We start from the raw sequence: 11717 nt of genomic DNA on the forward strand, positions 1-11717 counted from the left end.
CCGCGCCGTCCCCAATCACCCGCTTTCCGCGCCGGCGCAAGGAGTCCCGCGTTGCACACCATCACCCGCCTGTCCGCCGACGAGTTCCGCGCCGGCGTGGAGGGCCTGGCCGGCGTCCTCGCCGACACCGTCGCCGGCGGATCCTCCGTCGGCTTCCTCTCCCCCTTCGGCCGGGACGCGGCTGCGGCCTGGTGGCGGACCCGGCAGCCCGCCGTGGACGACGGCAGCCTCGTCGTCTGGGCGGCCCACGGGCCCGGCGGCGTCGCCGACGGCATCGCCGGCACCGTCGGTCTCGCCCTGGAGCCCAAGCCCAACGGCCGGCACCGCGCCGAGGTCGTCAAGCTCATGGTCCACCGCGACGCCCGCGGCCGGGGCCTGGGCCGCGCCCTCCTCGCCACCGCCGAGCAGGCCGCCGCGCGGGCCGGAGCAGGCCTGCTGCTCCTCGACACCGAGACCGGCAGCACCGCGGAGCGCCTCTACCTCGCGTCCGGCTGGACCCGGTACGGCGTCGTCCCCGGTTACGCGACCGACCCGGCCGGCGTCCTGCGCGACTGCAGCTTCTTCTACAAGCAGCTCGCCTGAACGGACTGCGCGGCCCTCCGGACGCAAAGCCGGACGCGGGGCCGGGCGCGGGGCCGGGCGCGGGGCCGGGCGCGGGGCCCGGCGCCGCGCGGGACTACTGGAGGACGAACCGGCTCATGGCTCGGAGCTTGTCGACGACCGCGGCGGGGGCCTTCCGGGGCGAACCCGCGTCGTACGGCGGCCGGGGGTCGTACTCGGTCCCCAGCTGGACGGCCTGCGCGTGCTCGTCGCCGGCGACCTTTCCGACCAGGGTGAGGCCCATGTCGATTCCGGAGGAGACTCCGGCCGCGGTGATGAACTTGCCGTCGGTGACGACGCGTTCGCCGGTCGGTTCGGCGCCGAACGCGGCGAGTCCGTCGAGCGCCAGCCAGTGCGAGGTGGCGCGGCGGCCTCTGAGCAGCCCGGCCGCCGCGAGCAGGAGGGACCCCGTGCACACCGAAGTCGTCCAGGTGCTGGTCGCGTCGGCGGTGCGCAGCCAGTCGAGCAGCGCCCTGTTCTCCATCTGGGCGGACTGGCCCGGGCCGCCGGGCACCACCACGATGTCGGGGGCCGGCACCTCCTCGAGTCCCTTGTCCGCGACGAACGCGAGGTCGCCGCGGTCGTTGCGGACGGGGCCCGGCCGTTCGGCGACGAAGACCGTTTCGGCGCCCGGGATGCGGCAGAGCATCTCGTACGGGCCGACGGCGTCCAGTGCGGTGAGGCGTTCGAAGAGGACGATCGCGATCTGCATGGTCCGTGCCTTTCAGCGGGCGGTTTCCCGCGGTGAGTACGGGTGGAAGCGGCGGCGGTATTCGGCCGGGGACGTGTCCAGGGCTTTGACGAAGGCGCGGCGCATCGCCTCGGGGGTGCCGTAGCCGCAGGCGCGGGAGATCTGCCCCACGCCGTCGGACGTGTCCTCGAGGAGCCGCCGTGCGTGCTCCAGGCGTACGCGCTCGACGTACCTGCCCGGTGTCGTCCCGGTCTCCGACCGGAAGGCGCGGGCGAAGTGCCGGGGGGAGAGGCCGGCGCGGTCCGCGAGGTTCTCGACGGACAGGTCCGCGTCCGGGTGCTCGGTGATCCACTGCTGGACCTGGCGCAGGGGTTCCCGGCGGGCGGTCTGGGCGGCGAGCTGGGCGCTGAACTGGGCCTGGTTGCCGGGGCGCCGGAGGAAGACGACGAGGTGGCGGGCGACGGCGAGCGCGGTGTCCCTGCCGTGGTCCTCCTCGACCAGGGTGAGCGCGAGGTCGATGCCCGCGGTGACCCCGGCGGAGGTCGTGATGTTGCCGTCGCGTACGAGGATCGGCTCCGGGTCGACGTCCACGGCCGGGTGGGTCCTGGCCAGGTGGCCGCAGAGCGACCAGTGCGTCGTCGCCCGGCGGCCGTCGAGCAGCCCGGCGCCGGCCAGCAGCAGCGCGCCGCTGCACACGGACACGATGCGCTCGGCGTGCCGGGCGTGCTCCCGCAGCCAGTCGATCAGCCGGGGGTCGGGGCGGCGGGTGCCGTTGCCGCCCGGGACGAGCAGGGTGTGCGGCGTCCCGGCTTCGGTCAGCGCGCAGTCCGGGACGAGGGTGAGACCGCTGGAGGTGCGGACGGGGGCGCCGTCGAGCGAGGCGGTGCGGATCCCGTACGGATCCCCGCCGAGGCGCCCCGCCCCCGTGAACACCTCCACGGGGCCGGTCACGTCGAGGCTCTGCATGTCGTCGAAGACGACGACCAGCACGGATCGCTGCGTCATGGCGTCCATCCTTCGCCGCGGCCACGACGGCTGCAATGACGAATGTCCCACCTTTTCTGCCGTCCGGGCCCGCCCTGTCCGGGCCGGCACCCGGGCAGGGCGGCCGAGGACCGGCGGCCCCTGGGAATGCGTCCGGGCGTCAGAGCCAGGGCCAGGGTGACGGCGACGGAGAGCACCGCCGTCACCGCCATCGCCGTCGGGGGCGAGGCGTACTGGGCGACGGCCCCCGCGAGGGCGGCGCCGATCCCCTGCCAGGCGAGCATGCCGGAGGAGTGCAGCCCGAGGGCGTGACCGCTCAGTCGGTGCGGGGTCATGGCAGTCAGGCGCTCCTGGAGCAGCAGGCTCGCCGCGTACCCGACCGAGGCGAGGGTGACGGCCGCCACCGCCAGGGGCAGCGCCGGGTCGAGAGCGAAGACCGTGTACGGGGCGGCGAGCAGCAGGAGCAGGGCGGGGGCGAGCCGCTCCCGCAGCCGGCTGGGGAGGAAACGGCCGACCAGGACGTCACCGGCCAGCATCCCGAGCGCGGCGGAGGCGAGGAGGAGTCCCGCGTGCCGGGGCGAGTAGGACACGAAGAGGGCTTCGCAGCCGACGATCAGCCCGTTGGGCACCCACAGGGCGAGGTAGACGCGGCGGCGGGGCCCGGAGGACCACAGCAGCGCGTTGTTCCGCCGGGTTCCGGCGACCGACGGCCGGCCGGCGGCACGCGGCGGGTGACCGGCGAGGCCGAACCGGGCGACGGCTGCGGCGGCGAGGTGCAGGGCGGCGCCGACGAGCAGCGCGCCGCGCGGCGACAGGGCGGCCACGAGCAAGCCGCCGGCCGCGAACCCGCAGGTCTGCACGGCGCCGGCGGACATGTTGAGCACGGAGCGGCCGAGCAGGTATCCGTCCCGGCCGAGGATCTCGTTGAGCAGTCCGTAGCGCACCCCGCCGCCCGGGGAGGCGACCGTCCCCAGGACCAGAAGGACGGCGAAGACCGCCTGCACGGGCAGGCCCGGAACGGCCTGTACGGCGGTGCCGAGGCCGAGGAGCAGTCCCAGGCCCGTCAGCGCGGCGCGCGGCGGGAGCCGGTCGGCCGCCGACAGCAGCGTCAGCGCGCCGGCCACCTGGGCGAGGGAGGGGCCGAACATGGCGAGGGCGGAGAGCAGAGGTGACCCGGTCCGCTCGTGGACGAGCAGGGCCAGGGCCAGGCCGCTCACCGTCTGGGCCGCCACTTGGGCGGAGGCGTTCAGGAAGAGGGGAGTGAACTCCGGTGTCCGGAGGAGTTCCCGGTAGGTCCGCATGTCCGTAAGGCTCGGCGGGCCCGCCGAGGGGTCGTTACTGTTTCGCGGGGAGGCGAAACGATGGGGTGGTGGCTGGTCGACGCGGACACGCTCGCCGGGAGCCGGTTCGTCGTCTCCCCCCTGGCCGAGGCCACCGCGGCGCTGAAGACCCTGGACCGGGCAGCCGCCTCGCACCCGGGCGAACGCGCCTGGCTCGACGCCCACCTGCCCGCCTACCGGGAGCGCCTGGCCGGCGACCCGGTCACCGGGCTCCTCGTACGGGCCGGCCTGGGGCGCGCGTGGAACGCGGACTTCCTCACCCCCACGCCGACGGGTGACGGCGGGCCGACATTCGAGGAGGAGCTGGCGCGGGTGCGGGAGACACCGGCCGAGGAGGCCCGTGCCCACCTGGCCGTGTCGCTGGACGGCCGGTTGCCCGCCCGGCTGGACCGCTCCGACCTGCCCGAGCGCGCCGCCGAAATCCTCCGGTGGGTGTGGGCGGAGACGGTGCTCCCCCATTGGCCGCGGCGCCGGAGGATCATCGAGGCCGACATCGTCGCGCGGACGGCGCAGTTGGGCCGGGGCGGCTGGGCCGCGGCCCTGAACGGCATGCGCCCCGGGATGCGCTGGCTCGGGGAGGGCCGGTTGCAGATCAACACCCGCGACCACCCGCCGCGGGAGGCCTCCGGGGCGCGGTTGCTGTTCGTCCCGGTCACCCCGGACCGGGGCTGGGTGGCGTGGGACACTCCCCCGGCTCCCGGCCCGGGACGCCCCGGGCACCGCCGGTACGCCGTGGTGTACCCGTGCTCGGGCGCGCTGGCCGGAACGGACCGCGCGCCGGTGCCCGAGCCCCTGGGCCGGCTGCTCGGGCCCGCACGGGCGGCCGTCCTCTGCCTCCTCGGCACCCCGATGAGCACGACGCAGCTCGTGGCGCTCACCGGCCAGGGGCTGGGATCGGTCGGCCGCCACCTGAGGGTCCTGCTCGACGCCGGCCTGGTCCGGCGGCGACGCGCCGGGCGGTCCGTCCTGTACTACCGGACGGACACGGGCGAGGTCCTGGTGGGGGCCCGAGGCAACGGTTGAGGGCCCGGGCGCGGGCAGCGGCCTCCGCCACCGGTCGTGGTCGTGGAGGGCGGTGCCGCGCCCGGGCCCGGGCGTCGGGCCGTCAGGGCCCCGGGGCCTCAGTGGTCCGGGGTCCTGACGGCTGCCGTCGGGTCAGGACTTCCCGGAGAGGCGGACGGTGAAGTCGCACCACTCGGTCCACTCCGAGGTGGCGGACTCGTCCTTGACCCGGACCCGCCAGCGGTGGGCGCCGTCCGAGAGCCTGCCCTCGGGGATCTGCAGCACGGCGGTGTGGCCGGCACGGCTCCTGGTGGTCTTGCGGACGACCTGCTTGCCGGCCGGCCCGTCCACCTCGAAGGTCACCTTCCAGCCGGACCCGTTGGCGTTCCCGGGCGGCTGCTCGGGCGTCCCGGGAGGCGCCACCGACTCCAGGGTGGCGGCGAGGACCGGGTTCGCGGCCGTCACCAGCGGCTCTCCTCCCGGGCTCCCGCAGAGCTGGAACGTCTCGTACGGGCCGTCGGAGACCCGCGGGTCGCCGGGGGTCCCCAGGAGCCGGGACGGGTCGGCGGCGGGGGCCTCCTGCACGTCGGCGGCGGGCGCCGCCTGCACGGTGTCCGGACCGGTGACGGCCATGGGGGCGAGGACCGCGACGGCGGCGGCTGCCGCCGCCAGTGCGGCCGCGTGCCGGGGCCGCATCCGCGGCTTGGTGGTCAACAGGCGCATGGCTTCTGTCTCTTCCCTCGTGCGGTCGGCGGGCTACTTGACGTACAGGACGTGGTCGGTGTTCGCGGTCGTGACCCGCTCGCACCGGTAGGAGGACCAGCGGTGCTCGGCGACGAGCTTCCTGCCCACGGCCTCGCAGCCGGCCAGGTTCCGCAGGTCCTCGTACTTCGTCCAGTCCGCGGACTGGTTGGGCTTCAGCTTCGTCACCGCGACGTGCTCGGCCACCCGGTTTCCGGCCGTGACCCCGTCGGTGCCGTCCCAGGAGTAGTGCACGCCCAGCCAGACCCGGCCCTGGGCGTCCTCCGCGGCCGCGCCCGAGAAGCTGGTGAAGGTGCGGGTCACGCCGACGGCGTTGGGGTCGTCGGTGGTGGCGGTGAACGTCATGGAGTCGGTGCGGAACCACTGCTCCATGGCCTTCGCCCACGCGCCGGCGAAGGTGGCGTGGCCGGAGATGTAGGCGGGGAACGCCGGCGAGAAGTGGGCCCCGTTGTAGTCCTGGGACAGCGGCTGCCAGTCGGGGTCGGCCGTGGTGGCGGCGTTGCCGTCGCCGTCGAGCCGGATCGCGGACTCGGGCCGCCACAGGTCCACCTCGGTGCGGTACTTGGCGTCCCAGGCGGTGATGGCGGCGTCTGCCATGGAGAAGGCGGCGAGCGCGAAGAGCTTGACGTTGCCCTCGAGGGAGACGTTGTTGCGGTCGGAGACGATCCGGGTCATCTCGAACAGCTGCCCCGGCGGCTTGTAGGTGCCGTTGAGGTCGTTGGCCCAGAACAGGGCGGCCCGGGTCTGGTCGGCGGTCCGCGTCGTGGACTCCGCGCCGCCGATGTCCTTGACCTCGTTGACCTGGGTGGCGTAGGCCGAGCTGCCGAGCAGGCCGGCCATGGTGGTGTGGCCGGCGGGGCCGGCCGGCCGGAACTGCGAGCCGGAGGTGAGGGCGAACGGCTTGACCAGGCCCCAGTCGGGGGTGTCCCCGGGGGTTCCGTCGGTCGGCCGCCAGAAGCCCGGCGTCTCGCTGCCGTTGTACACGGTGCCGGAGACGGAGCCGTCGGCCTGCCGGGCGTTCAGCATCGCCGCGGCGGCCTGCTGGCCGACGGAGGTGCCGGCGGCGCGCTGCTCGGCGGTGACGGCGGCGGGGATGCTGGACCTGGCGTTCGCGATGTCGTCGTCGAAGTCGAGGTCCGGGTAGAGCGCGTCCAGCACCCCGAAGGCCGCGTGGTCGATGGCGCTGTTGATGTCGGGGACGGCCCCGGTGGAGGGGACCTTGACCAGGTAGGGGGCGCCCAGGCAGCGGGTGGCGCCCTCGGCGCAGCGGGCGGAGTTGGCGGCGTCGTAGATCGCGCCGTGCATCATCGCGCCGGCCCGGCTGAGGGGCCCGGGGGGACCGCCGACCGTGCGGTAGGTGGCCAGCAGCACGTCGTTCCAGTACTCGACGTGGTCCTTCACCGGGTCCGCCGGGGTCTGGTAGGTCACCAGCAGGGACGGGGCGTTGGCGACGTCGTCGCCGGAGGCGAAGATCTTGAACGACTCGTACTCGGTCTCGTTCGTGGCCCGCAGGCCGACGGCGTTCTGCGTCGCGTCGGTCTTCTTGGCCCACTTGCCCACCAGGTCGGTGATGTCGGAGTGGACCCACTGCACGGCGCAGTCGGCGGAGTGGCCGAGGGTCTCGGTGGAGGTGGCGACCTTGGCGCGCCACGCGGGCTGGTTGCTCCAGCGGGTCGAGGACGAGGCGAGGCCGGTGTCCCAGACCTCCCACGACTTCGGCGTGCAGGTGTCGGACCAGACCGCGTACAGGTTCAGCTCGGCGTTGAGGATCTCCTTGCCGAGGATGGCGTCGTACTGCGGGAAGTGCAGGAAGGAACGCGCCTGCTCCTTGCCGTACTCGCGTCCGACGAGCAGGGCGATGGAAGACGACAGGTCCTCGGAGAAGCCCTTGCGCACGGAGGTGTCGAAGTTGCTGCCCAGGTAGACCGCCGGGTCGACGGTGACCGGGTACGTCGTGCCGGGGTCGGCCAGGAAGTCGCGGTCCGGGGAGAGCCGCAGTTCGACTCCGTCCGCGTCGCCGGCGTCCCGCCCGGCGATCTTCAGGCCGACCGGGGCGCGGTGGCCGCCCGTGCGCTTCTTCCCGCCGGCGGAGTCCCACATGACGGGGGCCGGGATCCGGCCGACGGTCCTGTCCTCGCCGTCGGTGAGGGTGACCGAGCCGTCGGCCCCGCGGACGGCGTCCAGGCCCTTCGCCCGCAGCGGCAGCGCGACGTCCTCGACGCGCTCGGCCGCCGAGCGGTCCTTGAGCACCAGGTACTGCTCGAACCCGGTCCGGGTGGCCTCGACGACCAGGTCGGTGGCGGGCATGACGTTCACGTAGGTGGCCCGGTGGCCCTTGAGGACCGGCTCGGGCAGCTTGCCCTTCCAGCCCAGGGTGACGGTCCGCGCGCCGCTGCCGAGGGTGACCAGGTCTCCCCCGGCGGAGCCGGTGCCGCCGGAGAGCTTCAGCCCGCGCGGGTGGGCCTTCGCCCGCACCGAGCCGTCTGCGGCCTCGACCAGGGTGGCGTCGACGTCGACCCAGGCCCCGTTCCTCTTGAACCGGACGGGGCCGGCGTGGGCCTCCATCGTCATGGTGCCGTCCGGGTTGGCCCACACGGTGGTGTTCTCGGTACGGGCGCCGAGGACCTCGACCTGCCGCTCCTGCGCGGCGGCGGCGGTCCGGGCCGAGGCCTCGTCGGGCGCGGTGCCGGCCCCGGCACCCCCTGCCCGCGCCGGAGCGGCCTTCGCGGCCTTCGCGGCCTTCGCGGCCTTCGCGGCCTGTGCGGCCGGTGCGGCCGCGGCCGGCAGGGCCGCTCCCGCTGCCAGGCCGGCCTCGGCCAGCAGCAGTACCGACAGCGGTACCGCGAGGCTCCTCAGCCGCGCCCCCCTGCCGGGACTTTGTCCCGGTCTGCTTCGCGGCAGGCCTGCTTGTCTCTGCACTCTTCTCAACCCCCAGTTTCGACGACGTGCACGAACGAGCCCTTGGACTCTTGCAGGCACCACCCGAAGACTTGACAAGTTCACAACAAGAGATGATGTGACAACAGTCATGCCCGGAATGGGGAACTCCGTTAAGTAAAGGCGTATTTCCGCGCATCCACACCCATCGCGGCCCACTCCCCCGCCCCCGTCCCCACCCCCGGGCCGCACTCCGGGCCGCACTCCGGACCGCGCCCCGGATCGCACCTCCCGCTCACGCCTCCCGGCGCCACCGCTCTCCCGGCCGGAGCCCCTCGCCATGATCACCCGGACGCTCAGCTGGCGTGAGGGCCGTCACCCCGGACACCCGGAACCCCGCGGCACTGAAACCCCGAAACCCCTGGGGAACCGGCCTCGCACCTCCCCTGCCTGCACGGTTGCCCCCTTGCCCGACGGCGGCACGGCCACGGCGTTCCGCCGGGCGACACCCTCTGTGCGACCGGAAAGGCAGTTGGCTAGCATGTGAGCACCGCCTAGCTCGAAAGATGAACCTGTGACTGCGACCGTGGACTCGTTCACCAACTGGAAGAACCGCGAAGAGATCGCGGAATCGATGATCCCGATGATCGGGAAGCTGCACCGGGAGCGGGACGTCACGGTCCTGGTCCACAGCCGATCCTTGGTGAACAAGTCGGTGGTCAGCATCCTCAAGACCCACCGCTTCGCCCGCCAGATAGCGGGCGAGGAGCTCTCGGTCACCGAGACCCTGCCGTTCCTGCAGGCGCTCACCACGCTCGACCTGGGCCCGTCCCAGATCGACATCGGCATGCTCGCCGCGCTGTACAAGAGCGACGACCGCGGCCTGTCGGTGGAGGAGTTCACCACCGAGGCCGTCGCCGGCGCCCTGGGCGACAACAAGATCGAGCGCCGCGAGCCGCGCGACGTCGTCCTCTACGGCTTCGGCCGCATCGGCCGCCTCGTCGCCCGCCTGCTCATCGAGAAGGCCGGCTCCGGGAACGGCCTGCGGCTGCGCGCCATCGTCGTCCGCAAGGCCGCCGGCCAGGACCTCGTCAAGCGCGCCTCGCTGCTGCGCCGCGACTCCATCCACGGCCAGTTCCAGGGCACGATCACCGTCGACGAGGCGAACAGCACGATCCTCGCCAACGGCAACGAGATCAAGGTCATCTACTCCGACGACCCGACGTCGGTCGACTACACGGCGTACGGCATCAACAACGCCATCCTCATCGACAACACCGGCAAGTGGCGCGACCGCGAGGGCCTGTCGAAGCACCTGCGCCCCGGCATCGACAAGGTCGTCCTGACCGCGCCGGGCAAGGGCGACGTCCCCAACATCGTCCACGGCGTCAACCACGACATGATCAAGCCGGACGAGCAGATCCTGTCCTGCGCCTCCTGCACCACCAACGCGATCGTCCCGCCGCTGAAGGCCATGGCCGACGAGTACGGCGTGCTGAGCGGCCACGTGGAGACCGTCCACTCGTTCACCAACGACCAGAACCTGCTGGACAACTACCACAAGGCCGACCGCCGCGGCCGCTCGGCGCCGCTCAACATGGTCATCACCGAGACCGGTGCCGCGTCCGCCGTCGCCAAGGCGCTGCCCGGCCTCAAGGCGAAGATCACCGGCAGCTCGATCCGCGTCCCGGTGCCGGACGTCTCGATCGCGATCCTCAACCTGCGCCTCGGACGCGAGACCACCCGCGAGGAGGTCCTCGACTACCTGCGCAACGTCTCGCTGACCTCGCCGCTCAAGCGCCAGATCGACTTCACCACCGCCCCCGACGCGGTCTCCAGCGACTTCATCGGCTCGCGTCACGCCTCGATCGTCGACGCCGGCCCCACCAAGGTCGAGGGCGACAACGCGATCCTCTACCTGTGGTACGACAACGAGTTCGGCTACTCCTGCCAGGTCATCCGCGTCGTCCAGTACGTCTCCGGGGTGGAGTACCCGACCTTCCCGGCCCCGGCGGTCTGACCCTCACGGCCCGACCGCGGCGGGCCCGAACCGGCGTCCCGACAAGGCGGGGCGGCGACCGGATGCCGACAGGCACCGGTCGCCGCCCCGCCTTGTCGCGCGTTCCGGGCCCTGTGCTCCCTGCCCGTGCACGGACCGGGGGTTCCGCCGTACTGGTGTCACCTGCCCGGATACTGCCCGTACCCCTCTCCGAGGTACGGCGGCGGCGGGGCGTACCGGTGCGCGCGATCCCCCGCTGCGGCGAACCAGGCGTTCGAGCCCCGCAGGATCAGCAGGACGAAGACCGCGATGTATCCCAGGACCGCGAGGGCCGTGGTCAGGTAGACGGCCTGGGGCGCCCACTGCGGGTAGATCTCGGTGAAGCTGGGGAACGGGTCCTGGTACTGCCCCGCACCCACGCTCTCCTTCAGCCGCTGCGACTCCTCCGTGAGCCGGCTGATGGTGGCCTGTGAGACCGCGGTCAGGAGGGCCCGGCCCATGGCCAGTGCCGCGAACAGCGCCGTGGTGACGAGTACCGTGATGCGTGCCCGCGGCCGGGGCAGCCGGATGGCGAGTGCCAGGCCGATCAGGAGCGCTGCGACGGCAACCAGGGCCACGACCAGGATGACGGTCGGCCCCGCGGCAGTGGCCGGGAGCTGGGGGAAGGCCACGTCGATGCCGTACTGAGCGGTTTGCTCCTCCATGGTCCGCCGGTAGTCGTCGAGCCAGCTCAGTACGGCCTGGTACGTCCGGATCTCCACGACGGCGGCTACGAGGGTGACGACCGCGATGCCCACCAGGACCGCCATGGCCGCGGTGACGGCGACCGGCCGGCGTGCGCCCTGGAGCGGCGGTGGCGGCTGGCTGGGAGACGGCGGTAGGTGGCCGGGCGGGGGCAGGTGGCTGGGCGGAGGCAGATGCCTGGGTGGGGGCGACTGACTTATGGGGGCGGGAGGGTGACCGGGTGGTGGGGGAATCGCCGGTGGCGCGGACGGGGGACGCTCGCTCCGGCGGGCCGACGGGGCTGCGCGGAAGTACGCGTGGGAAGCGGGCAGCGCCAACAGGGTGACCGAACCGAGCGTCAGCAGCAGCATTCCGACGGCCACGGTCCGGGTCATGTCGCCGTACCAGGGAACGGAGTCGTAGAAGTCGACGGTGAGCAGAGCGACGTTGAAGCAGACGGACAGTCCGCCGACGCCCCAGGTCGTCACCCGGGCCCCCTGTCGTCCCCGTCCGTCGAGCAGGGACAGCAACAGGCAGACGCCGCCGAACACGATCGTGGACACGGCGAACCCGGTCAGCCCGTATGCGGCCAGGTCCCCTGCGGCGCCGTCGGCGGCTTCTTCGCTCCGCCGGTGGCTGAACTCGGGGACGGCGAAGAACGTGCCGACCGAGGAGACCAGGGCCAGCGCGGCCACCCCGGCGAACAGGTAGCTCGCCGCGAACACGGCGCCCGGTACCG

At 73.3% G+C, this 11717-nt stretch carries 9 protein-coding genes; 3 read left to right on the forward strand and 6 right to left on the reverse strand.

What is annotated here, in order from left to right; genetic code table 11:
* The first annotated feature begins 51 nt into the window (after positions 1-51).
* Positions 52-582 carry a GNAT family N-acetyltransferase gene (locus tag GQS52_RS03265; RefSeq protein WP_182311571.1) on the forward strand — a complete coding sequence of 177 codons (531 nt, stop codon included), beginning with the start codon at positions 52-54 and terminating at the stop codon, positions 580-582.
* Between the two features lie 94 nt (positions 583-676).
* Here the strand turns inward: GQS52_RS03265 and GQS52_RS03270 are convergent, their stop codons facing one another.
* Genes GQS52_RS03270 through GQS52_RS03280 form a run of 3 tightly spaced genes read right to left on the reverse strand, consistent with a single transcriptional unit; the run spans position 677 to position 3576 of the window.
* Positions 677-1312, reverse strand: a complete 636-nt coding sequence (locus tag GQS52_RS03270) for a DJ-1/PfpI family protein (protein ID WP_182311572.1) — start codon at positions 1310-1312, stop codon at positions 677-679.
* Positions 1313-1324: 12 nt separating this feature from the next.
* Positions 1325-2296, reverse strand: coding sequence for a GlxA family transcriptional regulator (locus GQS52_RS03275; protein WP_182311573.1), 972 nt, complete (start codon positions 2294-2296; stop codon positions 1325-1327).
* Positions 2293-3576, reverse strand: a complete 1284-nt coding sequence (locus GQS52_RS03280; protein ID WP_259370546.1) for an MFS transporter — start codon at positions 3574-3576, stop codon at positions 2293-2295. Before GQS52_RS03280 ends, GQS52_RS03275 begins: the two co-directional genes overlap by 4 nt.
* Before the next feature lie 60 nt (positions 3577-3636).
* Between GQS52_RS03280 and GQS52_RS03285 the strand changes: the two genes are divergently transcribed.
* On the forward strand, positions 3637-4638 hold the full coding sequence (locus tag GQS52_RS03285; protein WP_182311574.1) for a helix-turn-helix domain-containing protein: 1002 nt from the start codon (positions 3637-3639) through the stop codon (positions 4636-4638).
* A gap of 132 nt (positions 4639-4770) precedes the next feature.
* Here the strand turns inward: GQS52_RS03285 and GQS52_RS03290 are convergent, their stop codons facing one another.
* Together GQS52_RS03290 and GQS52_RS03295 are read right to left on the reverse strand one after the other, a co-directional pair.
* Positions 4771-5340 (reverse strand): hypothetical protein, encoded by a 570-nt coding sequence (locus tag GQS52_RS03290; protein WP_182311575.1) that lies wholly within the window; start codon positions 5338-5340, stop codon positions 4771-4773.
* Positions 5341-5373: 33 nt separating this feature from the next.
* On the reverse strand, positions 5374-8298 hold the full coding sequence (locus GQS52_RS03295; RefSeq protein ID WP_182311576.1) for a DNRLRE domain-containing protein: 2925 nt from the start codon (positions 8296-8298) through the stop codon (positions 5374-5376).
* Between the two features lie 532 nt (positions 8299-8830).
* On the opposite strand from GQS52_RS03295, the gene GQS52_RS03300 reads away from it, so the two are divergent.
* Entirely contained in the window at positions 8831-10276 is a 1446-nt protein-coding gene (locus tag GQS52_RS03300) for a glyceraldehyde-3-phosphate dehydrogenase (RefSeq protein ID WP_182311577.1), read from the forward strand.
* A gap of 158 nt (positions 10277-10434) precedes the next feature.
* On the opposite strand, the gene GQS52_RS03305 is transcribed toward GQS52_RS03300, so the two are convergent.
* Positions 10435-11703, reverse strand: a complete 1269-nt coding sequence (locus GQS52_RS03305) for a hypothetical protein (RefSeq protein ID WP_182311578.1) — start codon at positions 11701-11703, stop codon at positions 10435-10437.
* Positions 11704-11717: the final 14 nt, after the last annotated feature.

Origin of the sequence: Streptomyces sp. SCUT-3 (assembly GCF_014083985.1) — a bacterium.
GTDB classification, from domain to species: domain Bacteria; phylum Actinomycetota; class Actinomycetes; order Streptomycetales; family Streptomycetaceae; genus Streptomyces_H; species Streptomyces_H thermolineatus.